21 protein-coding genes and 1 pseudogene are annotated in these 23,444 nt (G+C 73.5%); 17 read left to right on the top strand and 5 right to left on the bottom strand.

The genetic code is table 11. The features are described 5' to 3' along the window. Window positions 1-38 precede the first annotated feature (38 nt). The 11 genes from ACLZOT_RS22325 (at window position 39) to ACLZOT_RS22275 (ending at window position 11,590) form a co-directional block, all read left to right on the top strand. A complete protein-coding gene (locus ACLZOT_RS22325; RefSeq protein ID WP_416970767.1) occupies window positions 39-914 on the top strand; it encodes a glutathione S-transferase C-terminal domain-containing protein in 876 nt (291 codons plus the stop codon). 457 nt (window positions 915-1,371) lie between these two features. After that, on the top strand, window positions 1,372-2,349 hold the full coding sequence (locus tag ACLZOT_RS22320; RefSeq protein ID WP_416970766.1) for an amino acid ABC transporter permease: 978 nt from the start codon (window positions 1,372-1,374) through the stop codon (window positions 2,347-2,349). Next, complete coding sequence (locus ACLZOT_RS22315) at window positions 2,346-3,128, top strand: amino acid ABC transporter ATP-binding protein (RefSeq protein ID WP_416970765.1); 783 nt, start codon at window positions 2,346-2,348, stop codon at window positions 3,126-3,128. The genes ACLZOT_RS22320 and ACLZOT_RS22315 overlap by 4 nt, the downstream gene beginning before the upstream one ends. A gap of 81 nt (window positions 3,129-3,209) precedes the next feature. Next, window positions 3,210-4,232: a transporter substrate-binding domain-containing protein gene (locus tag ACLZOT_RS22310; RefSeq protein ID WP_416970764.1), complete on the top strand. Its 1,023-nt coding sequence runs from the start codon at window positions 3,210-3,212 to the stop codon at window positions 4,230-4,232. Window positions 4,233-4,273: 41 nt separating this feature from the next. Next, a complete protein-coding gene (locus tag ACLZOT_RS22305; RefSeq protein WP_416970763.1) occupies window positions 4,274-5,029 on the top strand; it encodes a GNAT family N-acetyltransferase in 756 nt (251 codons plus the stop codon). A 155-nt stretch (window positions 5,030-5,184) separates the two neighbouring features. Then, entirely contained in the window at window positions 5,185-5,274 is a 90-nt protein-coding gene (locus tag ACLZOT_RS22300; protein WP_355863841.1) for a putative leader peptide, read from the top strand. 109 nt (window positions 5,275-5,383) lie between these two features. Then, complete coding sequence (locus tag ACLZOT_RS22295) at window positions 5,384-6,592, top strand: LLM class flavin-dependent oxidoreductase (RefSeq protein ID WP_416970762.1); 1,209 nt, start codon at window positions 5,384-5,386, stop codon at window positions 6,590-6,592. Between the two features lie 20 nt (window positions 6,593-6,612). Then, window positions 6,613-7,986, top strand: coding sequence for an NtaA/DmoA family FMN-dependent monooxygenase (locus ACLZOT_RS22290; protein ID WP_416970761.1), 1,374 nt, complete (start codon window positions 6,613-6,615; stop codon window positions 7,984-7,986). After that, window positions 7,983-9,047 carry an LLM class flavin-dependent oxidoreductase gene (locus ACLZOT_RS22285; protein WP_416970760.1) on the top strand — a complete coding sequence of 355 codons (1,065 nt, stop codon included), beginning with the start codon at window positions 7,983-7,985 and terminating at the stop codon, window positions 9,045-9,047. Before ACLZOT_RS22290 ends, ACLZOT_RS22285 begins: the two co-directional genes overlap by 4 nt. Window positions 9,048-9,065: 18 nt before the next feature. Continuing rightward, on the top strand, window positions 9,066-10,340 hold the full coding sequence (locus ACLZOT_RS22280) for an LLM class flavin-dependent oxidoreductase (RefSeq protein WP_416970759.1): 1,275 nt from the start codon (window positions 9,066-9,068) through the stop codon (window positions 10,338-10,340). Between the two features lie 182 nt (window positions 10,341-10,522). After that, on the top strand, window positions 10,523-11,590 hold the full coding sequence (locus ACLZOT_RS22275; protein ID WP_416970758.1) for an alpha/beta hydrolase fold domain-containing protein: 1,068 nt from the start codon (window positions 10,523-10,525) through the stop codon (window positions 11,588-11,590). A gap of 22 nt (window positions 11,591-11,612) precedes the next feature. Here the strand turns inward: ACLZOT_RS22275 and ACLZOT_RS22270 are convergent, their stop codons facing one another. Both ACLZOT_RS22270 and ACLZOT_RS22265 read right to left on the bottom strand, forming a co-directional pair. After that, on the bottom strand, window positions 11,613-12,278 hold the full coding sequence (locus tag ACLZOT_RS22270; RefSeq protein WP_416970757.1) for an SDR family NAD(P)-dependent oxidoreductase: 666 nt from the start codon (window positions 12,276-12,278) through the stop codon (window positions 11,613-11,615). A gap of 149 nt (window positions 12,279-12,427) precedes the next feature. Further along, window positions 12,428-13,492, bottom strand: coding sequence for a M12 family metallopeptidase (locus tag ACLZOT_RS22265; RefSeq protein ID WP_416970756.1), 1,065 nt, complete (start codon window positions 13,490-13,492; stop codon window positions 12,428-12,430). Between the two features lie 93 nt (window positions 13,493-13,585). Here ACLZOT_RS22265 and ACLZOT_RS22260 point away from each other — a divergent pair, with 93 nt between their 5' ends. Next, on the top strand, window positions 13,586-15,433 hold the full coding sequence (locus ACLZOT_RS22260) for a LuxR C-terminal-related transcriptional regulator (protein WP_416970755.1): 1,848 nt from the start codon (window positions 13,586-13,588) through the stop codon (window positions 15,431-15,433). A 9-nt stretch (window positions 15,434-15,442) separates the two neighbouring features. Here ACLZOT_RS22260 and ACLZOT_RS22255 read toward each other — a convergent pair whose 3' ends face one another. After that, window positions 15,443-18,046: a CHAT domain-containing protein gene (locus tag ACLZOT_RS22255; RefSeq protein ID WP_416970754.1), complete on the bottom strand. Its 2,604-nt coding sequence runs from the start codon at window positions 18,044-18,046 to the stop codon at window positions 15,443-15,445. A gap of 267 nt (window positions 18,047-18,313) precedes the next feature. On the opposite strand from ACLZOT_RS22255, the gene ACLZOT_RS22250 reads away from it, so the two are divergent. Genes ACLZOT_RS22250 through ACLZOT_RS22240 form a run of 3 tightly spaced genes read left to right on the top strand, consistent with a single transcriptional unit; the run spans window position 18,314 to window position 20,879 of the window. Beyond that, on the top strand, window positions 18,314-19,741 hold the full coding sequence (locus tag ACLZOT_RS22250; protein WP_416970753.1) for a S8/S53 family peptidase: 1,428 nt from the start codon (window positions 18,314-18,316) through the stop codon (window positions 19,739-19,741). 35 nt (window positions 19,742-19,776) lie between these two features. Further along, window positions 19,777-20,376, top strand: a complete 600-nt coding sequence (locus tag ACLZOT_RS22245) for an RNA polymerase sigma factor (protein ID WP_416970752.1) — start codon at window positions 19,777-19,779, stop codon at window positions 20,374-20,376. 20 nt (window positions 20,377-20,396) lie between these two features. After that, the gene (locus ACLZOT_RS22240) at window positions 20,397-20,879 is read left to right on the top strand and encodes a hypothetical protein (RefSeq protein WP_416970878.1); all 483 of its coding nucleotides are present in this window, start codon (window positions 20,397-20,399) and stop codon (window positions 20,877-20,879) included. 15 nt (window positions 20,880-20,894) lie between these two features. Here the strand turns inward: ACLZOT_RS22240 and ACLZOT_RS22235 are convergent, their stop codons facing one another. Both ACLZOT_RS22235 and ACLZOT_RS22230 read right to left on the bottom strand, forming a co-directional pair. Next, window positions 20,895-22,109: a cytochrome P450 gene (locus ACLZOT_RS22235; protein WP_416970751.1), complete on the bottom strand. Its 1,215-nt coding sequence runs from the start codon at window positions 22,107-22,109 to the stop codon at window positions 20,895-20,897. Between the two features lie 49 nt (window positions 22,110-22,158). Next, complete coding sequence (locus ACLZOT_RS22230) at window positions 22,159-22,995, bottom strand: N-formylglutamate amidohydrolase (RefSeq protein WP_416970750.1); 837 nt, start codon at window positions 22,993-22,995, stop codon at window positions 22,159-22,161. A 70-nt stretch (window positions 22,996-23,065) separates the two neighbouring features. Between ACLZOT_RS22230 and ACLZOT_RS22225 the strand changes: the two are divergent. Both ACLZOT_RS22225 and ACLZOT_RS22220 read left to right on the top strand, forming a co-directional pair. Further along, a pseudogene (locus tag ACLZOT_RS22225) lies at window positions 23,066-23,170 on the top strand (DUF5713 family protein); the annotation flags it as partial. 76 nt (window positions 23,171-23,246) lie between these two features. After that, entirely contained in the window at window positions 23,247-23,417 is a 171-nt protein-coding gene (locus ACLZOT_RS22220; RefSeq protein WP_416970880.1) for a hypothetical protein, read from the top strand. Window positions 23,418-23,444 lie beyond the last annotated feature (27 nt).

Genomic DNA, 23,444 nt, shown 5'->3' with positions numbered 1-23,444 from the left:
GCGCGCACGTCCCCGCGCGCCCGCCTCCGGGGAGACCCATGTCCATCGCCCAGCCGGCCGCCCACGCCTGCGACCATCCGGCCCCCGCCTTCCGGGGCCGCATCGGCCACGACGCCCGCAGCGGCCACTACGCGGTGCCGCGCCGCTACCGCCTCCACCTGTCCACCGCCGACCCCGACGGCCTGCGCATCGCCGTCACCCACGGCCTGCTGCGCCTCGGCGCGGCGTGTCCGGTCACCTTCCTGCCCGCTGTCCCCGACTGTCCCGACGGCGGCCACGCGAGCCTGCGCCCGCTGTACGACGCGAGCGCGCACCGCTACCGGGGCCCCGCCCTCGCGCCCGTCCTCAGCGACGACTGGTCCGGCCGGATCGTCTCCACCCACGGCCCCGACATCGCCCGCGACCTGGCCCGCCACTTCGGCGGCGGCCGCCCCTCCCTGCACCCGTGCGGCACCGAGCGGGAGGCCGAGACGGTGGTACGGCTGTGCGCCGAGGCCGAGCGCTCCGCCCAACTCGCCGGTGACGCGGGCGTACCGGAGCCGGGACGCGCACTCGACGACCTGGTCCGCGTGCTGGACCGCCTGGAGCAACTCCTCGCCACGGGGCCGTATGTGACGGGCGATCACATCACCGCCGCCGACGTCGACCTGTGGGTCACCCTCGTCCAGCTCGACACCGTCCACCGCCACCACCTCGACGCCGCCGCCGTCCAGCGGGTCGCCGCCCATGACGCCCTGTGGTCCTACGCCCGCCGCCTCACCGCCCACCCCGCCTTCGGCACCCACCTCGACCTCGACGGCATCGACCGCCGCCACCGCGCCCGCTGCCAGGGCCTCGAAGCCGCCGGCTCCGCTGTCCAGATCCTGGACTGGGCGGCGTACCGCAGCGAAGAGGACCGCACCCACCAGGGCTGATCCGGTCCGACCCGTGGACGGGCGTTGACAAGGCCCCGACCGACTGGCTTAACTCTGCGAACCGGAACAGTCTTCCGGCTCCCGCGCCGCACCTCTTCCGCCGGCCGCCAGGCCGCCGCCCGAAGCAGAAGCAGAGGACGACATGTACGCAGCTCCCAGGACGGCGCCCCGCCGCTCCCGGGGCTGCGTACGCCCGTACCTCAGCCACCTCGTCGCGAACCGCGCCGTCGATCTCCTGCGCGTCAGCAGCGCACTGTGTACCGCACCGGGCCGAGCCCGCTGTCGGGTCTGACCTCGAAGCCGACCCCGACCGCAGCGCCCTCGCCGGCCACCGCCCACGCGGTGCGCCGCCCGCCGCCCTCAACCCCGGTACCGTACGCGGCCGTCGCGCGCCGACCTTCCGTCGCAGCCGTGCGCCCGTGACCCCGGGGTAGTCCGCCTCCCGCCGGAGCCCCTCATGAGCGAATCACCGGGCGCCGTGTCCCTCGCCACGGCACCGCCACCCGACGTACCGTCAAAAGCCCTCACCGCACAGCGAGTTCAGCCACTGCGCCGACCCGGACGCTGGATCGCCACCGCGATCGTCCTCGTCCTGGCCGCCCAGTTTGTCCACGGCCTGGTCACCAACCCGTTCTACCAGTGGGACCGCTTCGGCTACTGGTTCCTGCGCCCGACCATCCTCGACGGACTCCTCATCACCCTCCAGGTCACCGCCTACAGCGCCGCGTCGGGCCTGCTCGGCGGCATCCTCCTCGCCCTCGCCCGGCTGTCGAGGAGCCCGGTGCTGCGCGCCGTGAGCTGGACCTACGTCTGGGCGTTCCGCTCGGTGCCGCTCATCGTGATCCTGCTGTTCCTGTACAACTTCAGCGCCCTGTACCAGACGTTGAGCGTCGGCGTCCCCTTCGGCCCCGCCTTCTTCACCTTCGACGAGTCCCGCCTCGCCACCGACATGGTCATCGCCGTCGTCGGCCTCAGCCTCCACGAGGCCGCGTACGCCGCCGAGGTCGTCCGGGGCGGCATCCTCTCCGTCGACCAGGGCCAGCACGAGGCCGCCGCCGCCCTCGGCCTCCCCAAGGGCTACCAGTTCCGCCGGGTGGTCTTCCCGCAGGCCCTGCGCTCGATCGTGCCGAACTACGTCAACCAGCTGATCGGCCTGGTCAAAGCCACCTCGCTGGTCTTCTACGTCTCCCTGCTCGACCTGTTCGGCGCCGCGCAGACCATGGGCTCCACCTACCCCGGCGACATCGTCCCGCTGCTGCTCGTCGTCACCGTCTGGTACCTGATCCTCACGAGCCTCGTCTCGGTCGTCCAGTTCTACGTCGAGCGGTACTACGCGCGCGGCGCCACCCGCACCCTCCCGCCCACCCCGCTCCAGCAACTCCGGTCCGCCTTCGGCCGGTTCCGGGAGCGCCTGCGCAAGGAGGCCGCCGTATGAGCGCCGCCACCGCCACCGCGCCCGCCGCCGTCGAACTCCACGGCGTCCACAAGTGGTTCGGCACCCACCAGGTCCTCGACGGCATCGACCTGACCGTCCGGCCCGGCGAAGTCACCGCCCTGCTCGGCCCGTCCGGCTCCGGCAAGTCCACGCTCCTGCGCGTCATCAACCACCTGGAGAAACCCGAACGCGGCTACGTCAGCGTCAACGGCGAACTCATCGGCGTGCGCCGACACGGCGACCGGCTACGGGAGTTGAGCGAGCGCGCCATCCTGACCCAGCGTGCCAGGATCGGCTTCGTCTTCCAGAACTTCAACCTCTTCCCGCACCTCACCGTGCTGGACAACGTCGCCGCCGCGCCCGCCGCCACCGGCCGCCTCGCCAGACCCGCGGCCCAGGAACTCGCCCGCGAACTCCTCGACCGCGTCGGCCTCGCCGACAAGTCGGCCGCCTATCCACGGCAGTTGTCCGGCGGACAGCAGCAGCGCGTCGCCATCGCCCGCGCCCTCGCGCTGCGCCCCGGCGTCATCCTCTTCGACGAGCCGACCTCCGCGCTCGACCCCGAACTGGTCGGTGAAGTCCTCGCCGTCATCAAGGACCTGGCGACCAGCGGCACCACCCTGCTCATCGTCACGCACGAGATCGGCTTCGCCCGCGAGGTGGCCGACCGGGTGGTGTTCCTGGACGCCGGGAAGATCGTCGAACAGGGCCCGCCGGAACAGGTGTTGGACAAGCCGCAGCACGAACGGACCCGGGACTTCCTCGCCAAGGTCCTCTGAACCAGGGCCCTCCACGCGCCAAGTCGCTCTCGAATCAACCCCGTTGACCCACGCACGACCCACTCATCCCTAAGGACAGCCATGCCCGCGCCCCTCTCCCGACGTGCCCTGATCCGAGGCATCACCGCGACGGCCGCCGTCGCCTCCCTCGCCGGCGGGCTCGCCGCCTGCGGCGGGGACAGCGAGGCCGCCACCACCGCCGCCGACTCCTCGGGCTCCGTCACCATCGGCCGCGTCTCCAACGGGGCCGCGAAGGAGACGACGGTGAAGCTCTCCGAGGTGAAGTCGATCAGCGCCGAGGTCCCGGAGGCGATACGCAAGCGCGGCACGCTCGTCATCGGCAGCGGCTCCCTCCCCTCCAGCTCCCCGCCGCTCGGCTTCGTCGGCAGCGACCAGAAGACCTTCACCGGTGCCGAACCCGACCTCGCCCGCCTCGTCGCCACCGTCCTCGGCCTCAAGTCCGAGACGAAGCGCTTCACTTGGGAGAACCTCTTCGTCGGCATCGACAGCGGCAAGGTCGACGTCGGCTTCTCGAACATCACCGACACCGAGGAACGCAAGCGGAAGTACGAGTTCGCCTCCTACCGCGAGGACAACCTCGGCTTCGAGAAGCTCAAGTCCAACTCCTGGACGTTCGACGGCACTTACCAGAGCCTCGCGGGCAAGACGGTCACCGTCGGCGCCGGCACCAACCAGGAACGCCTGCTGCTCGAATGGCAGAAGAAGCTGAAGGCGGAAGGCAAGAACCTCACCATCAAGTACTTCCAGGACAGCAACAGCATCTATCTCGCCCTCAACAGCGGCAAGATCGACGCCTACCTCGGCCCCAACCCGCCCTTGGCCTACCACGTCACCCAGACCGCCAAGTCCCCCTCGCCGACGGCCATCGCGGGCACCTACTCCGGCGCCGGCTCGACCCTCCAGGGCCTCATCGCGGCGACCGCCAAGAAGGACAGCGGCCTCGCCAAGCCGATCGCCGACGCCATCAACTACCTGATCGACAACGGCCAGTACGCCACCTGGCTCGACACCTGGAACCTCGCCAACGAGGCCGTCACCAAGTCCGAGATCAACCCGCCCGGCCTGCCCCTCACCAACTCCTGACACACCGTCACCCTCCCTCCGACCGAAAGGACTTCGCATCCGTGACCCACCCGGACGACCCCCGCGGAGGCGGAGCCCCGGCCGAGAGTGCGACACCGGCTCTCGCCACCGCACCCCACCCGCTCGACAACGCTATCTGGACCGCCCTCGACGGACCCCACGCCCACCTCGCCGAACGCCTCGGCCGGGCCGCCCGCTACCCCGCCGACGTCTACGCCTTCGCCGCGCTCGACGACCCCGCCGACCCGGCCGCGTGGACCGACCTGCACCGGCTCGCGGGGGCCGCGACAGCCGTACGTGTCAAGCCTGTCGACGTCGTTCCCGACGGCTGGGAGCTGATCCGGGCGGGGCGGGGTGTCCAGCTCGTCGGCGCCTCGCTGCGGGCCGAGCCCGATGCCGAGGCCGTGCGGCTCGGGGTGGACGACGTGCCGGAGATCCTGGACCTCGTCGGGCGTACCCGGCCGGGGCCGTATCTGCGGCGGACGATCCTGCTCGGCGCCTACCTCGGCATCCGGCGCGAAGGGCGGCTGGTCGCGCTCGCCGGGGAGCGGCTCAAGCCGCCCGGGTGGACGGAGATCAGCGCGGTCTGCACCGATCCCGCGTATCGGGGGAGGGGGCTCGCGACCCGGCTGATCCGGGCCGTCGCCTTCGGGATCCGGGAGCGGGGGGACACGCCGTTCCTGCATGCCGCTGCGGACAACGTGGACGCGATCCGGCTGTACGAGTCGATCGGGTTCGAGCTGCGGCGGTCCTCTCGGATCGTGGAGGTGCGGACTCCGGCGGAGTTCACCCCATGACTGCCCGTGACTGCGGTGCCGCGGTGCGCAGAATCGATTTCGCACAAAAGTTCGAGAATTTCTCGGGAATCGGGAACACGGCGGGCGAACGGCCCGTTGTGACGGATGAGAGCCACGATCGGGCCGCACAGAGCGAGGACGAAGGGGGGACGGCAGTGACCGACATACACATACGCCACGCCGCGCACCTCCACTCCCGGCCCCACATCGACCTCCTGCGCGTGGCCGGCGCGCTCTGTAGCTGACCCCAGCCAGCCCCCAGCACCCCCTGCCCCGCCCCAGCCCTGCCGCCGAAGCCCGAGTCCCGGGCGGGCCCGGCGTTCTCGTACGGACCTCCAGGAAGGCACTCCACCCGTGTCCCCTTCATCTCCCGCACCCCTGCACCTCGCGGTCGCCCTAGACGGCACCGGCTGGCACCCCGCCTCCTGGCGCGAGCAAGTCGCCCGCCCCCGTGACCTGTTCACCGCCGGATACTGGACCGACCTGGTCACCGAGGCCGAGCGCGGCCTCCTCGATTTCGTGACGATCGAGGACGGCCTCGGCCCCCAGTCCTCCCGCTTCCTCGACCCCGACGACCGCACCGACCAGGTGAGGGGCCGGCTGGACGCGGTCCTGATCGCCTCCCGCGTCGCCCCCCTCACCCGGCACATCGGCCTCGTCCCCACCACCGTCGCCACCCACACCGAGCCCTTCCACATCTCCAAGGCCATCGCCACCCTCGACTACGTCAGCACCGGCCGCGCGGGCCTGCGCGTCCAGATCACCGCCCGCCCGAACGAGGCCGCCCACTTCGGCCGCCGCACGATCGAGCGCATCGAGTCGTACGACCACCACGACCCCGCCACCCACGCCCTGGTCACCGACCTCTTCGACGAGGCCGCCGATCACGTCGAAGCCGTCCGGCGCCTGTGGGACAGCTGGGAGGACGACGCGGAGATCCGCGACGCCGCCACCGGCCGCTTCGTCGACCGCGAGAAACTCCACTACATCGACTTCGAGGGCCGCCGCTTCAGCGTCAAGGGCCCCTCGATCACCCCCCGCCCGCCCCAGGGCCAGCCCCTCGTCACAGCCCTCGCGCACGCGACGGTGCCCTACCGGCTGGTGGCGCGCGCGGCGGACGTCGGCTTCGTCACCCCGCACGACACCGGGCAGGCCCGCGCCGTCGTCGAGGAGATACGCGCCGAACAGGAGGCCGCCGGCCGGGCCGCCGACCCGCTGCACGTCTTCGCCGACCTCGTCGTGTTCCTCGACGACGACCCCGCCGAGGCGCGGGCACGCCGGGCCCGGCTCGACGAACTCGCGGGCGAGCCCTACACCAGCGACGCACGGATCTTCGCCGGCGGCCCCGCCGAACTCGCCGACCTGCTCCAGGAGTTCCAGACGGCCGGCCTCACCGGATTCCGACTGCGCCCCGCCGTCGCCGGACACGACCTGCCCGCCATCACCCGGGGCCTGGTCCCCGAACTCCAGCGGCGCGGCGCCTTCCGCGAGGCGTACGAGGCCGACACCCTGCGCGGACTGCTCGGCCTGACCCGTCCCGCCAACCGTTACGCAGCTGTCTGAACGCGAGGAAGAGACCGACGATGAGCAAGCCGCTGAAGCAGATCCACCTCGCCGCCCACTTCCCCGGCGTCAACAACACCACCGTCTGGAGTGACCCGCAGGCGGGCAGCCACATCGAGTTCAGCTCCTTCGCGCACCTCGCCCGCACCGCCGAACGCGCCAAGTTCGACTTCCTGTTCCTCGCCGAGGGCCTGCGCCTGCGCGAACAGGGCGGCCAGATCTACGACCTGGACGTCGTCGGCCGCCCGGACACGTTCACCGTCCTCGCCGCGCTCGCCGCCGTCACCGACCGCCTCGGCCTGACCGGCACGATCAACTCGACGTTCAACGAACCGTACGAGGTGGCACGGCAGTTCGCGAGCCTCGACCATCTCTCCGCCGGCCGCGCCGCGTGGAACGTCGTCACCTCCTGGGACGCGTTCACCGGCGAGAACTTCCGGCGCGGCGGCTTCCTCCCGCAGGGCGAGCGCTACTCCCGCGCCCAGGAGTTCCTGGCCACGGCCCACGAACTGTTCGACTCCTGGCAGGGCGACGAGATCCTCGCCGACCAGGCGACCGGTACCTTCCTGCGGGACGCGAAGGCCGGCTCCTTCGTCCACACCGGGCAGCACTTCGACATCCACGGCCGGTTCAACGTCCCGCGCAGCCCCCAGGGCCGCCCCGTGATCTTCCAGGCCGGGGACTCCGAGGAGGGCCGCGAGTTCGCCGCCGCCGAGGCCGACGCCATCTTCAGCCGCCACGCACAGCTCGACCAGGGCCAGGCGTTCTACCGGGACGTCAAGAGCCGCCTCGCCAAGTACGGCCGCCGCGCCGACCAGCTGCTGATCCTGCCCGCCGCGACGTTCGTCCTCGGCGACACCGACGCGCAGGCCGAGGAAGCCGCCAAGGAGGTGCGCCGGCAGCAGGTCAGCGGGGCCACCGCGCTCAAGCACCTGGAGTTCGTGTGGAACCGCGACCTCTCCGCGTACGACCCCGAGGGCCCGCTGCCCGAGATCGATCCCGACGTCAGCGCCGACCACATCTCCCGGGGCCGCGCCCAGGTCCGGATGTACCGGGACCCGCTCGCCACCGCCCGCGAATGGCGGGAGCTGGCCGAGGCCAACAAGTGGTCGATCCGCGACCTCGTCATCGAGACCGGCAACCGGCAGAACTTCGTCGGCACCCCCGAGACCGTCGCCCGCACGATCAACGAGTACGTCCAGGCGGACGCCGCCGACGGCTTCATCCTCGTCCCCCACATCACCCCCGGCGGACTCGACGACTTCGCCGACCAGGTCGTCCCGCTCCTCCAGGAACAGGGCGTCTTCCGCGCCGACTACGAGGGCACCACCCTGCGCGACCACCTCGGCCTCGCCCACCCCGACGCGGCGCGCGACACCCGGGCGGCATCGTGAAATTCCTCGCGATCACCCTCATCGTCCACCGCCCCGACCCCACGACCGGCGTCCAGAAGTCCACGCAGGACCGGTTCCGGGAGGTCCTCGACAACGCGCTGCTCGCCGAGGAACTCGGCTTCGACGGCTTCGGGGTGGGGGAGCGGCACGAACGCCCGTTCATCTCCTCCTCGCCCACCGTCGTCCTCAGCCACATCGCCGCCCTCACCCGCCGCATCCGCCTCTTCACCGCCGTCACCACCCTCAGCCTCCTCGACCCGGTCCGCGCCTACGAGGACTACGCCACCCTCGACCACCTCTCCGCCGGCCGCCTCGACCTGATCATCGGCAAGGGCAACGGCGCCGCCCAGCGCGAGCTGTTCCAGGTCACCCCCGAGGACCAGTGGGACCGCAACGCCGAGAGCTACGAGGTGTTCCGGCAGCTCTGGCGGCAGGACAAGGTCACCGCCGACACCCGCTTCCGCCCGCCCCTCACCGACGCCGAGGTCTGGCCCAGGCCCTACCAGCGGCCCGTACGGGTCTGGCACGGCAGCGCCACCAGCAAGGAGTCCGTCGACCTCGCCGCCCGCTACGGCGACCCGCTGTTCTCGGCGAACGTCACCAACCCCATCGAGCCGTACGCCGAGCTGATCCGCCACTACCGCGAGCGGTGGGAGCACTACGGGCACGACCCGGCGGCGATCGCCGTCGGCGCCGGTACGGCCGGGCTGTACGTGGCGCGGACCTCGCAGGAAGCCGTCGAGACCTACCGGCCCGTCTTCGACAGCACCCTCGACTTCCAGCGCAGGGCCGGACTGCCCGTCGTGTTCGAGACCGTCGAGGACTTCGTCGAGCGCAGCTCCGCGCTCATCGGCAGCCCTCAGCAGGTCATCGAGAAGGTCCACCGCTACCACGCCGAGTTCGGGCACACCGTCCTGCACCTCCACGCGGACGCCGGCGGACTCACCGACACCCAGCACCGCGACTCCCTGGAACGCTTCCAGAACGAGGTCGCGAGCGTCCTGCGCAAGGAGATCCCCGACCCGCCCTTCGACTGGGCGCCCGCCTCACCCACCGCCTGACCGAGGAAGGACACGACGATGCCCGGCACGCCCCTAGGAATCCTCGACCTGGTGCCGATCTCCTCCGGCTCCACCGCCGCCGGCGCCCTGCGCAACTCCATCGACCTCGCCCGGCACGCCGAACGCCTCGGCTACACGCGGTACTGGTTCGCCGAACACCACCTCAACCCCGGCGTCGCGGGCACGTCCCCGGCCGTCGTCCTCGCCCTCACCGCCTCCGCCACCACCACGATCCGCCTCGGCTCCGGTGCCGTCCAGCTCGGCCACCGGACGGCGCTGAGCACGGTGGAGGAGTTCGGGCTGGTGGACGCGCTGCATCCGGGACGCCTGGACCTGGGGCTGGGCAGGTCGGGGGGACCGGGGAGAGGGGCGGCGGGGGAGCGGCCTGCCGGCACGGAGCCGGGTCCGGGCAGACGCGCGCAGGAGGACGCGGGAGCGCAGTCGAGGAAGCGGCCTGCCGGAGCGGCGCTGCCGGGGCAGCGGGTCTCCGGAGCGGGCCCGGCCGGGGAGCCGTCCGGCAGGGTGCCTGTCGTCGACGGCCGTGCCCCCAACGGGCTGCTCATCCCGCCCCCGTTCTCCTTCGAAGCCGTCCTGGAATCCCCCCGGTTCGCGCTCCAGCGCGGGCTGCTCCAACTGCCCGGCGCCCGGCCCCCGGAGTACGCCGGGCAGATCGACGACGTCCTCGCGCTCCTCGCGGGGACCTACCGTTCGGCGGACGGCGAGGAGGCGCACGTCGTGCCCGGCGAGGGAGCCGACATCGAGGTGTGGATCCTCGGCAGCAGCGGCGGCGAGAGCGCCGAGGCCGCCGGGGCCCGGGGCCTGAGGTTCGCCGCGAACTACCACGTCAGCCCGGCGTCCGTGCTCGACGCGGTGGCCGCCTACCGGCAGCACTTCACCCCGTCGGCGACCCTGCACCGCCCGTACGTCACGGTCTCGGCGGACGTCGTCGTCGCCGAGGACGAGGCACACGCCCGCGAGCTGGCCACCGGCTACCCCCTGTGGGTGCGCAGCATCCGCACCGCCGAGGGCGCGATCCCCTACCCGACCCCCGAGGAGGCCCGCGCCCACACCTGGACCGACGAGGACCGGGCCCTCGTCCAGGACCGGGTCGACACCCAGCTCGTCGGCACGGCCCCCCAGGTCGCCGACCGCCTCGAACAACTCCGGCAGGCCACGCAGGCCGACGAACTCCTCGTCACGACCATCACCCACGCCCACCCCGACAGGGTCCGCTCCTACCGCCTGCTCGCGCAGGAGTGGACCCGCAGAGGCCACTCGGCGCTACGACCATGAGCCGGGGCACCGGACGACCTGGAGCTCGGCCACCGGGCGTACCGGCAGGACACCGCACACCCGTTGACATCCGTCCGCCCCTGATTCGAGACTCGGACGAGTCATAAGTGAATCAAGTTTCACCAGGCGAACGAGATGGTCTCCGGGTCGGTGCACCCCCTGCCGGAAAGAGGACTCACCCGATGAACAGGCGATCAGAGTCAAGGCGTCGGCGTCCGCAGCGCGTACCCCGGACGCTGGGCGCGGCGGCCGCGGCGGTGACGGTGGCGGCGACGCTCGTCACGACGGCGAGTGCCGCCACGAAGGCGCCCGAGCCGGCCGTCCGGGTGGTGAAGGACCTCGCGTACGCCCCCGCCCAGCCCGCCGGCACCGAGGGACACCTGCTCGACCTGTACGTCCCCCGGTCCGGCAAACCCGTCCCGCTGGTGATCTCCACACGGGGTTCCGCCTGGCTGCTGGACAACGGCCGCCGGGACGCCGACCAGGTGGCCGCCAAGCTCAACCCGGCCGGTTACGCCGTAGCCGGCGTGTCCGTCCGCTCCAGCTCCCAGGCCCGCTTCCCGGCCCAGCTCCACGACATCAAGGCCGCCATCCGCTGGCTGCGCGCCAACGCGAAGACGTACAACCTCGACCCGAAGCGCGTCGCGGTCATGGGCGACTCCTCCGGCGGCTGGGCCGCCGCGATGGCCGCCGTCACCAGCGGCGACCCCACGACGGAGGGCGACGTCGGCGTACGCGGCCCCTCCAGCGCCGTACAGGCCGCCCTCCCCTTCTACCCGCCGACCGACTTCCTCCAGATGGACGCGCACATGCCGGACGGCTGCGCGGAGTTCAACGCGATCATGGGGATCACCGGCTGCCACAGCGACCCGCTGTCCCCGGAGTTGCGGCTGCTCGGCTGCACCATCACCGAGTGCGCTCCTGACCGGATCGCCCCGGCGAACCCGCTCACCCACATAGGCACCCGCCCCGTCCCGCCGACGCTGATCCTCCACGGCGAGCCGGACGCCCTCGTCCCCTACCACCAGGGCCGCCTGCTGTTCGAGAAACTCGCCGTCACCGGCCACGACACGAGCCTGTACTCCTTCCCGAACGCGGCCCACGGCACCCTCTTCGAGATGCTCGCCGACGACGCGACCCGCGAGGGCGCCTACGTCGAGACCGCCCACGGCGGACGGACCTCCCCCGCCCGCCCGGTCACCCCGACCTGGGACACCGTCATCACGTTCCTGGACCGGACCCTGCGCTGACGCCCGCGCCGCACGACGCGGCTCAGTCGGGCAACGGCTCGGCGAAGCGGCGGAACCCGTCCCGTCGCCGGTGCATGTCGTACAGGACGTCCGCCAGTGCGCCGGGGCTGCTCGGCCCGGCGCCGGGCCGGATGGCCCCGGGGACGATCAGCTGGGCGACGTGGACGTTCTCCGGGGCGAGCACGTCGTGCAGCATCCGGGCGTAAGCGCTCTGCGCGGCGTACGCGACCGACGTACCGGCGACCTTCGGGTTCGGCCGTACGGCGCTCGCGCCGTTGACGAACAGGACGGTGCCGCCCCCGAGTTCACGCATCCCGGGCAGGACCGCGTCGACGGCGGTGACCGGGCCCTTGACCGAGAAGGACAGCGGGGCGTCGAGGTCGTCGGCGCCGGTGTCCAGGACCGTCCTCATGAAGTCGGCGCGGGGCGCGGGACTGTACTGGAGGATCTCGACGGGGCCCAGCGCGTCCGCCGCGTCCCGCAGGGCCGTACGCAGCGACTCGGCGTCGAGGACATCGGCGGTGAACGCCCTCACCTCGGCGGCGCCGGAGGACAGTTCGGCGACGAGGGTCGCGAGGCGTCCGGCGTGCCGCGAGAGGAGGGCGACCGCGTGGCCCGCGCCGGCGAACCTGCGGGCGGCGGCGAGCCCGAGACCGGGGCCGGCACCGATGAGGGCGAAGGTGGTCACGTGAGTCCTTGTCCTTGTCCGGGGGAGTGCGTGACGATCTCGTACCCGCCCCCTCGCCCCACAAGCCGGTGCGGCCGGGCCGTCCCCCCTCCCCCGAGAGTGGACGACCCGGCCTTTTCCCCCGGCGCCGGACCATGGTTCGCGTGCGGTCACCAGCACATGACCGCGGTCCTCCCCGCCCCCCAGGCCGAGTACAGACGCATCCGTACGACGTACCGCCGCCCCTTCACGAGGCGCGCGCGCAGTGTCGCGTTCCCCGGCGTCCCCCCGTCGTCGTCCCCCGCGAGGAAGCGCGGCTCCCCCTCGCGCTCCTCGAAGAGGACGACGACCGTGTCGCAGTCGCCGAACGCGGCGAGCCGGTAGTCGCGGGTCTCGGGCGGCTCCAGCGTGAAGTCCGCCTGCTCACCCGGCCCCAGCCGCAGCGGCGCCGACCGGAACGGCACGAGCGGGGCGGGCCGGGGCGTGACCGGTGGCGGGTACCAGCGCTGCACGAACTCCTTGTCCAGCGCGGACAGTCCGCCCGGCGGATGCACGCCCTGCCGGAACTGCTCGGGCTCCAGGATCAGCCCCGCCGGGAAGGGGTACTCCATCACCGAATGCGGATCCCACACCGTGCCGTTGACCTCGGTGGCGTCCAGCTTGCGCAGGATGTTGACGTACGTCCGCTCCCGGCTCCAGTGGTTCGGCGGGCCCGCGAGGTCCGCGTACACGGCCTCCTCGTCCCAGTGGATGCCCGCGTACGGGCTCTGGTGCTCGTGCTGCATGCCCAGCGCGTGGCCGATCTGGTGCAGGGCCGTCGCCCGCTCGCCGGGGGCCGTGAGGTCCCAGCCGAAGTTCATCGTCCGCTCGTGCAGCCCCGCGAGCAGCGCCTCGCGCCCCACGGCGGACCAGGAGCCGTCGCCCCCCTCGAACCCGATGCGGACCTCGGCCTCGGACCGGTCGTCGACCTCCGCGAAGGTCACGCCGATACCGAGGCCCTGCCACTCCCGGAAGCAGTCGCGCACCACCTCGCGCTGCGCCTCGCCGCCCGCCCACGAGACCCGCCGGCTCCCCCCGGTGCCGGCGTTCTCGGAGTCGAAGAAGCAGTAGTGCAGGACCGTGCCGTTGACCCACATCCGCCGGCCGCTCATGAGCGCGCCGAGCCGCTCGGCGGCCAGTCCCGGGGTGAACCCGGGCTCCGGCTGCCTCACGAGCGAGCAGTAGCGGGCGGTCATGGCTCCAGCGTGCCCGGTCCAAGGTCACCGCGCCTGAGTCGGCAGCTACTCAAGTCACCTGTATCAGACCTGAGTACCCCCGCTCATGATGACGTGACGACTCTCGAACGCGACCCGAAGTCCCTCGACACACCCTGGCCGTTCACCGGCCGCGAGGAGGAACTCGCCCTGATCCGCCAGGCCCTGACCGCCGCCCGCCCCGGCATCATCCTCACCGGCCCGCCCGGCCACGGCCGCACCCGCCTCGCGGCGGAGGCGGTGAAGGACCTCGAACCCGGGGGAGCGCGGAGCGGATCGCGGGGGGCGCGCGGAAGATCGGCGCGCGGGCCGTTCCCGGGGGCGCGCGGCACGGGTACGCGCGGGGCGCACGGGCGTACGGCGCCCGCCGGGCAGCACGGACGCGCCGAGACCGCCGACACCCCCCGCGAAGGCCGCGCGCGCGGTACGCACACCGCCGAACTCCACGCCTACGCGCGCGTGTCCGGCACCCCCGAGACCCGTCACCTCCCCTTCGCCGCCTTCGCCCACCTCCTCCCCGAGGACGTCACCCTCCACCGCGCGGTCGAACTCCTCGCCCCCGTGCGCCTGTTGCTCGTCGACGACGCGCACCTCCTGGACGACGCCTCCGCCGCCCTCGTCCACCAGCTCGCCGTGCAGGGCCGCACCCGCCTCCTGGTCGTCACCACCGAAGGCGCCCCCGCCCCCACCCCGATCACCCGCCTGTGGGCCGACGAACTCCTCCCCAGACTCGCCCTCGGCCCCCTCCCGTACGACGCGACGGCCCAGCTCCTGACCGCCGGCGCGGGCGTCCCCCTCGACGCCCTCACCACCGACCGCCTCGACCGCCTGGCCCGGGGCGACCTCAGACTCCTGCGCGCCCTCCTGGACGCCGTCCGCGAACAGGACCTGCTGGCACCCGCCGGGGACGACACGTACGCCTGGCGGGGCCCCGTGCCGCTCACCCCGGCCGTGAGGGAACGGGCCGCCGGGGTCCTCGCGCGCGCGGACGCCGACCGCGAGACCCTCGACCGGCTGGCGTTCGCCGAACCCCTGCCCGTGCGTGCCGAGGGCCTCGACCTGGACGTCCTGGAACGGCTGGAGGCCGACGGCCTCATCGAGGTCGGCGCCGACACCGCCGTACGCCTCGCGGACCCCCTGCACGGGCCCGTGCTGCGCGCCGCCGCCGGCCGGCTGCGGACGCTGAGGCTCAGCGGCGACCGGGAGCCGCACGACAGGGCGCTCGCCGAGGAGTCCGCCGAACTGGTCCGGCGGATCGGCGCGGCGGACGTCCGGGACACGCGCGCGCCCGTGGGGGAGTGGCTCGTCGCCGAGGGGGAACCGCTGCCGCCGGTCCACGCGTGCGTGCGCGCCCGCTTCGCCCGGCTGCGCGGCGAACTGCGCCAGGCGGCGTCCTGGGCACGCGAGGGGCTGCGCCACAGCCCCGGCGACGTGGACTGCCGTACGGAACTGGCGCGGGCCGAGGCGGGCGGCGTACGGCTCGACGAGATGGCGGGCGGCGACGGGGTGTTCGCGCACTACGCGCGGGCGCTCGCGCAGGGCGACGCGGCCGCGCTGGACGAGGTGGCGGGGGACCTGGAGGAACGCGGGTTCCTGCTGTACGCCGCTCAGGCGCGGGCCCGTGCCGCGCACGCCCACCGCGACCCCCGCGCCGCCCGCGCGGCCCGCACCCGCGCGGTCGCCCTGGCCCGCCGTTGCCAGGCCCCCGGCGCCCCCGCCCTGACGGGCCTCGCCCTCGACGACCTCACCGCCCGCCAGCGCCAGATCGTCACCCTCGCCGCTGCGGGCCTCAGCAACCGCCAGATCGCCGAACGCCTGACACTGTCGATCCGGACGGTCGGGAACCACCTCTACAGCGCGTACACGCGCCTCGGGGCGAGCGACAGGGGCGCGCTGCCGTGGCTGGTGGGGCAACCGGCGTGAGAACGCCCCTCACGCCGCCCCGAACGCCGTGAACGCCCACCCCGTCGCCTGGTGCAGCGCGTCCCCCGGCACCGCCCCGCGCGCGTCCCGCAGGGCCTCCGCCAGCGTGCGGCCGTCCGCGAGGCTCTTGTGGAGGGCCAGCATCAGGGGGACGACGGCCGCGTCGTTGACCGGCGCGCTGCTCGCGAGGACGCCCGCCGTGCCCAGCGGGAGCAGCGCGGTGACGAGGCCGAGGAGCTCGTCGGCGCCGACGGAGGCGAGGCGGGCGGTGTCGCAGCTGGAGAGGATGATGCGGTAGGGGCTGCGGTCGAGGCGTTCGAAGTCGTGGACGATCAAAGGGCCGTCGGCCATCCGCAACGACGAGAACAGGGGGCTGTCCGCGCGGAACGTGCCGTGCGCGGCGATGTGCGCGAGCGCGGCACCGTCCAGCTCCGCGAGCACACGCGGCACGCGCGCCCCGTCGTGCTCCAGGACGACGGGACGGCCGTACCGCCCGGCGACCTCCGGGACCTCGGCGCCGCCCGACGCGAGCCCGGGCCCGCGCACCAGGACGTGCCGCCCCCGGGAGGGCGCCGGGGTCTCCTTCGCGCGCAGCCAACTGCTCGCCGACGGCGACACGCTGAGCACCCGCTCGCGCAGCGCGGGCAGCAGCGCCCACGGCACCTGGTGCAGGCGCGCGGGCGGCACGACGACCACGGGCCCGTCGCCGAGGCGTTCGGCGGCGGGGCCGAGCAGCAGCTCCTGGAGCCGGCGGCCCATCTCCTCGACGACCGGCAGCCGCCCCTCCGCACCCGGGTGCGCGAGCCTGCGCAGGGCGACCTGGACGTGTGCGGCCTCCCGCTCCGCGTCCGCGACCCGCCCGCCCGCGAACCGCCGCACCCGCCCGCCGCCGACCAGCAGCACCTGCACCCGCCCGTCGAGCACGGCGAGTTCGACGAGCCGCCCGCCTTCCAGCCGGTCCAGCAGCCGCCCCACGGCCAGCCGGTCCCCGCCCTCGGGGGACTCGCCCCGGATGTGCAGGGTCCGGGAGCGGATCTCCCGCTCCAGACGCCGCTGCTCGCGCTCCAGGGCGGGCAGGGGGCGCCCGCCGATGCGGGCCTGCTCCGCCTGGTCGGCGATGACGCGGAAGGCCGTCAGACCGCTCAGGAGGGCCGCGTCGGCGGGCGGCCGGGTGGGCGGCGCCGACAGCACCGTGGCCCGCCACCGCTCGCTCCACAGCAGCAGCTGGCGCGGCCCGCCCCGCTCCAGGCTCACCTGCTGGGCCAGCGCGGCCAGTTCGGCGCCCTGCGCGGTCGCCCGCGCGCGCAGCTCGGAGGCGCCCAGCGTCATCCGGTGGTCGTCCAGGACGTCCAGACCGCGCCGGCACGCCTCCAGGACACCCCGCCCCGAGCCCGCCGCGCGTGCCCGCAGTGCCTGCGCCGCCCACCCGGTCACCCGGGCCAGCGGAGGCCCGCTGTGGCGGCTGCGGGCGGCCAGCGCGAGATACCGCTCGGCGTCGGCCGTCCAGTCCAGGACCAGCGCGATACGGCCCGCCAGGAGCCACGCCTCGGGCGCGGCGGGCGCACCGAAGGAGGCGAGCCGTCCGGCGACCTTCGCGGCGTCCGCGACGAGCCGCCCCGACGCCCGCCCGGCCGTCAGCTTTGCCTCGATCAGCACCAGTTGGGCGTGCGTCTCCCACCAGGAGCGCCGCTGCCCCGCGAACAGCCTGACCGCGACCGCCGCGCGGGCGATGGCGGTGCCGGTGTCGCCCGCGAGCCGGGCCGCCTTCGCCGCCGTCAGCAGCAGCTCCGCCTTGCGCGTGGACTGCCCCCTGATGCCGTCCAGGACGGCGATCGCCGCGTCCGCCTCCGCCAGCGCCTCCGGGGCGAGCCCGGCGGCCATCAGGACCTCGCAGCGCCGGATGTTGAGCATGATCCCGGGGGTGCCGAGCTTCGCGTACCGCTCCTCCGCGTCGTCCAGCAGGCTCAGCGCGCGCGGGATGTCGCCGGAGCGGAACGCGGCGATGCCCTGGCTCTCAAGGGCGTCCGCCTTGTCGTGCTCCTGGTCGGTGGTGTCCCACAGGGCCTGCGCCGCCGCGTAGTCGGCGTCCGCGCGGTCCACCGCGCCCAGTGCCAGATGGACCGTCGCCCGCAGGTTCAGCGCCCGCGCCGTCCAGATCGTGTCCCCCACCTGACGCAGCACCGGCACCGCCCGCCGCAGGTCCTCCAGCGCCTCCGGATGGTGACCCAGCACCTCCCACGAGTACGCCCGCCGGAACAGCACCCGCGCGCGGGTGTGCCCGCTGCCGCGCTCCACCCCCCGCTCGAACGCGGCGAGCCCCTGCCGGGTACGGCCCGCGTGCACGAGAGCCACCCCCAGGGTGCCCAGGATGTCCGCCTCCCGGTCGGCCGAGTCCGCGCGCGCCGCCAGCACGCCCGCGCGCCGCAGATGCTTCAGGGCCAGGCGCAGATCGCCCCAGTCCCGCTGCCAGATCCCGATCACCTGATGCGCGATCGAGGCGTGCAGCGCCGGCGGATCGGCGCGGAGCAGTTCCTCCGCGCGCGCCAGCGCCTCATGGGGGGCGGCGAACACCAGAGGCAGCAGTTCGAGGACCGGTTCGTGTGCCGCTGTCACCCCACGGATGGTATCGGGCAGCGGAGCGCATCACACCGGTTGGTGCGCTTCCGGGACAGCGCCCCACCGCCGTGCCCCGCCGGACGCGCGGCGCGCACCCCGGCGCACGTCACATCGCACGCCCCCAGTACGCTCGCACACCACCTCCACCGCGCCCCCACCACCAAGGCGAAACGATCCTCCAGGCGGAACGCCCCCCTCCCCTGTATCAACCGCCGCACTCGGGGGTCTGACTGACGACCATCGCCTCAGGGGAAGAGGACAGCCATGGCACCACAGCGATTCCACGAGCAGTTCGCCCACATACAGCGTTCGATGCCGGACGTGCCGCTCGCCATGGGCCCGGACGATCTCGGGGAGTTCGTCTACGAGAAGGGCGTCGTCCTCGCGCGCGACGGTGAGGAGGCGCGTCTCGTCGAGGACACCGTGCGCGCGCACTTCACCGAGGCGCCCAGCCTGACCGCCGACCACATCCGCCGCGCCGGCCCCGAGACCAACCGCTCGGGCATCACCCGCATCCAGGTCGGCGACCCCGGCCAGGGCGTGCGCGCGGGCGGCGACGACCAGTCCGTCGCCCACGCCCTGCGCGCCCTGAGCGCCCGCGAGGGCCGCGCCGGACACCGGCTGATCAGCCGCAACCACGTCGTCCACATCGCCACCAACGCCTGCCCCGGCGACGAGCCGGTGCCCGCCACCCGCGCCGAGGGCACCAACCCGGCCCCCGCCGACGCCGTCCACGACCCCGACACCGCCGTCCGTGTTCTGGTCATCGACAACGGCCTCACCCGCGACTACCGCGCCTGCCCCGGCCTCGGCCACGTGACGGGCGACGCCCAGCTGAGCGAGACCGACGACCAGGGCGTCCTGCGCCAGTACGCGGGACACGGCACGTTCATAGCGGGCCTGCTCACCGCCGTCGCCCCCAACACCGACGTCACCGTGCGCGGCACCCTCAACGACGCCGGGGCCATCCTGGAGTCCGAGTTCGGCGAGCGCCTCTTCGACGCCGTCGCCGACGGCTGGCCCGACATCCTCAGCCTCTCCGCCGGCAGCGTCAACGGCCGCACCGACGGCCTCCTCGGCGTCGAGGCGTTCATGACCGCCCTCCAGACACAGCGCACCCTCCTGGTGGCCGCCGCCGGGAACGACAGCAGGGCCACGCCGTTCTGGCCCGCCGCCTACGCCGGCCTGCCCGAGCACGCCGACTCCGTCCTGTCCGTCGGCGCCCTGCGCGCGGACGGCGCGTTCGGCGCCTGCTTCACCAACTACGGCCCCTGGGTGAAGGTCTACGCCCCCGGCGAGCGCCTGGTCAGCGCCCTCACCGGCTTCGCCGCCCCCGTGCCGTACGTCTACCAGCACTCCACCTACGACACCTGCCGCTACGGCTTCGGCTACGCCTGCACCTGCTGCACCCCCCGCCACACCGGCGCCCTCAGCGACCCGGACGAGAAGCCCGACCAGGTGATGTTCGAGGGGTACGCCGCGTGGAGCGGCACCTCCTTCGCCACCCCCCTGGTCGCCGGGCTCGTCGCCGCCTGGATGACCGCCAGCAGGGAGACCGACCCGCGCGCCGCCGCCCGCGGCCTCCTCACCGCGTGCGCGGACTTCGCCGAGGTGCGCGGCGCGCACGTGACGGCGCTGCGCCCGCCGACCTGGCTCCCGGCCCAGGCCGGGCAGCTCGTCGCCCACTCATGAGGGCCGTCGCCACCCCCGTCACGGCGTACGATGACATGCCGTACACGAGGGGTGGGGCCGTGGACCGTACTGATGTCGGCGCGCTCGTCCAGGCCGCGATCGACGGTGACGCGGCGGCCTGGAAAGCGCTGGTGGAAGGGCTCAGCCCGCTGGTCTGGTCGGTGGTGCGCGCACACCGGCTCTCCGAGGCCGACGGGCACGAGGTGTGCCAGACCGTGTGGTTCCGCTTCGCCCAGCACCTGGGGCGCATCCGCGAACCCGAGAAAGCGGGCGCCTGGCTCGCCAGCACCGCCCGCAACGAGTGCCTGAAGGTCATCAAGGGCCTTCGGCGCCTCACCCCGACCGACGACCCCCAGGTCCTGGACCGGGTCAGCGAGGACCGCACCCCCGAGCAGTCCGTCCTCGACTCCGAGGAGGCCGCCGCACAGAGTGAACGCGTGCGCCGCCTCTGGCAGGAGTTCGACGCCCTCGGCGAACGCTGCCGGGAACTGCTGCGGGTGCTCATCGCCTCGCCCCCGCCCAGCTACCAGGAGATCGCGGACGGCCTCGGCATCGCCGTCGGCAGCATCGGCCCGATGCGCCAGCGCTGCCTGCGCCGTCTGCGCGCCCGCCTGGAAGGCCGGGGGCCGAAGTGACCCACGACGTGTACGACGGGATGGACGAACCGATGAACGAGGCCCCGCACGACGACGAGGCCGGCGACGGTTTCGAGGACGACCGGCTGGAGGAGGAACTGCGCCAGGCCGCCGCGATCCTCGACCCGGTCCCCGCGGAGGTGTACCGCGCCGCCCTGGAGGCGTACGCCTTGGTCGACCTCGACGCCAAGATCGCCGGGCTGACCTTCGACTCGCTGACCCACGGCATCCCGGTACGGGGGGTGACGGACGCGCCCCGCATGCTGACGTTCGACACCGGCGAGCTGACCGTCGACGTCGAGGTCACGCCGCACGGCATGTTCGGTCAGCTGATGCCCCCGCAGGCGGCCCGGATCGAGGTCCTCGGCGGGGCCAGGACCGCCCGCGCGCTCGACGCCGACGAACTGGGCCGCTTCACCAGCGACGACCCGCTCTCCGGCCCCTTCGCCCTCAAGGTACGGGCCGGTCAGGACGTCGTCGTCACGGAGTGGCTGCGCGCCTGAGGGACCGCGGGGCTCTCACCAGGTGACCGGCAGCGTCCGCGGTCCCCGGATCATGGTCTTGCTCCGCCACTCGACCTGGTCCGCGGGGACCGCGAGCCGCAGCCCCGGCAGCCGCCCGAGCAGCGTCTCCAGCAGCAGGTCGATCTGGAGGCGCGCGAGGACGGCGCCGGTGCAGTAGTGGGCGCCGTTCCCGAACGCCAGGTGCGGGTTCGGGTCCCGGCCCACGTCGATGACGTCCGGGCCCGGGAAGACCTCCGGGTCACGGTTGGCGGCCAGGTACGACACGTACACCGCCTCGCCCGCGCGGATCACGTGCCCCGCCAGCTCGACGTCCTCCCGGGCGATCCGCGCCAGGCCCACGCTGCTGCGGTGCGGGATGTAGCGCAGCAGTTCGTCGATCAGCGCACCGCGCGCGTGAGGGCGTTCCCGCATCCGCACCAGCAGCTCCGGGCGCGTCAGCAGCAGGTACAGCATCTGGCCGACGTTGTGCGTGACCGCCTCACCGCCGATCTGGAGCGGGCCCGCGAGACCGATCGCCTCCTCCTCGCGCACGTCCCCACGTGCGACGGCCGCTCCCAGCAGCGTGTACACGTCCTCGCCGGGCTCCTGCGCGCGGGCGCGGATCGTGTCCGCGATCCACCCGTACAACCCCTCCTTCGCCTGCCCCGCGCCCGCCGCGCCGCCCGACGTCGAGATGATCTCCCGCGTCCACGCGTGCACCTGCTCGCGCTCCCCCTCGGGCACCCCCATCACCTCGCTCACCACCGCCAGCGGGAACGGCTCCAGCACGCGCGCGACGAGGTCCGCGGGCGGGCCCTCCCGGACGACGCCGTCGACCAGGTCGTCGAGGATCGCCTGTGCCGTCGGGCGCAGGCGCTTCATGCCGCCCACCGTGAACGCGCCCGCGACCGCCCTGCGCAGCCGGTTGTGGTCCGGCTGGTCGGCGAACGCCAGCGAGCCCGGGCGCGGGGCGAAATGCGGGGCCATCCTCGTGACCTGGCACTTCGTCACCTCCGCGCGGCTGAAGCGGGGATCGTTCGTCACCGTGCGCACATCGTCGTACCGCGTCGCCAGCCACGCCCAGCCCTCGCCGAACGGCAGCCGGACCCGGGTCAGCGGGCCCTCCCGCATCAGCTCCGCGAGGACCGGGTCGAACGCCGTGCCCTCCAGGTCGGGGGTGGGCCAGTCCCGTACGGCGGGGCGCTGCGGCGCGGTGATCTCCTCGGTCATGCGTCCACCCTCGCCGAGTCCCGGCGGTGTGTCGCGCGGGAGTGCTGCGTCAGCGTGAGACCGCGTCCACGAGAACGGCGAGCGCCGCCGCGACACCGTCCAGACCGGGACCGGGAGCTCCGCCGGGCTCAGCCATGTAGACGTCCCGCCGGACCTCGATCATCAACGCCGTCACCCGGGCGTCGACCCCGTAGTACCTGAGCGGTACGTACGTCCCGCTGAACGGGCTGTCGAGCCCCACCTCGAACCCCGCGAACGCGTCCCGGGCGGCGGCCAGGAGCTCCGGCGGCGTGTGGAACGGGTCCGTCCCCAGACACACGGCGGGCCGCGCGCCGCCGCCGTGCAGCTCGTACGGCAGGGCCGCGCTGGGGTACGAGTGCACGTCGATCACGACCGCCCGCCCGGTCTCCTCCAGCCGCTCACCGACGGCCTCGGTCATCGCGCGCGCGTACGGACGGAAGTACCGCTCGACAAGGGGCCCCGGATCGACGGAGTCCTCCCGCAGCACCTCCCGGTGAGTCGTCCGCGTGTACACGGCCCCCATCCCCACCGCCCGCATCTCCTCCCGCTCGTCCGGGAACCGCTCCGGATCCACCACCAGCCGCGACAGCAGATTGACGAACCGCCACGGCCGCACCCCCGCCCCCTCGGCCGCCCTCTCGGCGATCCGCGCGGTATGCGCGTCCACGATGTGATCCGACTCCCGCTCCAGCGCCGTGTCCCCCAGCACGATCCCCTCGCGCACCTCCACCGGGATCTCCCGCGCCGAGTGCGGCACATGCAGGATCACCGGAGACCCCTCCGCCCCGGGAAGACACACGAAGGAGGACGGTACTGCGCTGGTCACGGCTGCTCCCGGGGGGTTGTCAGTGGCGTGGTGCACCATCGGACCAAGGTGTCACACGGACGACGCGGGAGGACCGGTGGGTTTCGGGGACGAGCAGGTCGCGGGGCGGATGTTCCTGGAAGTGCTGCACGGGGACGACTACTTTCCCGATCACCTCCTGGACAAGGGACGGGCGGTCCTCGTGCGGCTCTGCGAGCGGATCGAGGCGGAGCGGCCCGCCGAGAACGCCGTACCGGCGCAAAGCCCTTGCCGACACGCACTGTTCACGACCCCCGGAAGGACCCGCCGTCATGTCCATGTGGCTCGACCTGGTGAAGATCGACCCCGCCCCCCTCACCACCGCGGTCCACCGCCCCACCCACTGGGACCCGGCCGCCGAGGACCGCGACCTCACGGAACTGGCGCCGTTCTTCGCGAAGGCGGCGCAGGAGGGGAAGGCGGTGCTGGGAGGGGTGAGCTGAAGTGCGGGCCGCACCGAAAGCTGAATC

It is taken from the genome of Streptomyces sp. 4F14, assembly GCF_048159485.1.
Lineage (GTDB): Bacteria > Actinomycetota > Actinomycetes > Streptomycetales > Streptomycetaceae > Streptomyces.
Note: the sequence above shows the minus strand (reverse complement) of the source record. Positions and strands in the feature narration are given on the sequence as shown.

What these genes read in the sequence shown, in the direction of transcription:
- ACLZOT_RS22325 (WP_416970767.1), top strand. Translation starts at nt 39, where the DNA reads ATGTCCATCGCCCAGCCGGCCGCCCACGCCTGCGACCATCCGGCCCCC.
- ACLZOT_RS22320 (WP_416970766.1), top strand. Translation starts at nt 1,372, where the DNA reads ATGAGCGAATCACCGGGCGCCGTGTCCCTCGCCACGGCACCGCCACCC.
- ACLZOT_RS22315 (WP_416970765.1), top strand. Translation starts at nt 2,346, where the DNA reads ATGAGCGCCGCCACCGCCACCGCGCCCGCCGCCGTCGAACTCCACGGC.
- ACLZOT_RS22310 (WP_416970764.1), top strand. Translation starts at nt 3,210, where the DNA reads ATGCCCGCGCCCCTCTCCCGACGTGCCCTGATCCGAGGCATCACCGCG.
- ACLZOT_RS22290 (WP_416970761.1), top strand. Translation starts at nt 6,613, where the DNA reads ATGAGCAAGCCGCTGAAGCAGATCCACCTCGCCGCCCACTTCCCCGGC.
- ACLZOT_RS22280 (WP_416970759.1), top strand. Translation starts at nt 9,066, where the DNA reads ATGCCCGGCACGCCCCTAGGAATCCTCGACCTGGTGCCGATCTCCTCC.
- ACLZOT_RS22275 (WP_416970758.1), top strand. Translation starts at nt 10,523, where the DNA reads ATGAACAGGCGATCAGAGTCAAGGCGTCGGCGTCCGCAGCGCGTACCC.
- ACLZOT_RS22265 (WP_416970756.1), bottom strand. Translation starts at nt 13,492, where the DNA reads ATGACCGCCCGCTACTGCTCGCTCGTGAGGCAGCCGGAGCCCGGGTTC.
- ACLZOT_RS22250 (WP_416970753.1), top strand. Translation starts at nt 18,314, where the DNA reads ATGGCACCACAGCGATTCCACGAGCAGTTCGCCCACATACAGCGTTCG.
- ACLZOT_RS22245 (WP_416970752.1), top strand. Translation starts at nt 19,777, where the DNA reads ATGCCGTACACGAGGGGTGGGGCCGTGGACCGTACTGATGTCGGCGCG.
- ACLZOT_RS22240 (WP_416970878.1), top strand. Translation starts at nt 20,397, where the DNA reads ATGGACGAACCGATGAACGAGGCCCCGCACGACGACGAGGCCGGCGAC.
- ACLZOT_RS22235 (WP_416970751.1), bottom strand. Translation starts at nt 22,109, where the DNA reads ATGACCGAGGAGATCACCGCGCCGCAGCGCCCCGCCGTACGGGACTGG.
- ACLZOT_RS22230 (WP_416970750.1), bottom strand. Translation starts at nt 22,995, where the DNA reads ATGGTGCACCACGCCACTGACAACCCCCCGGGAGCAGCCGTGACCAGC.
- ACLZOT_RS22220 (WP_416970880.1), top strand. Translation starts at nt 23,247, where the DNA reads ATGTCCATGTGGCTCGACCTGGTGAAGATCGACCCCGCCCCCCTCACC.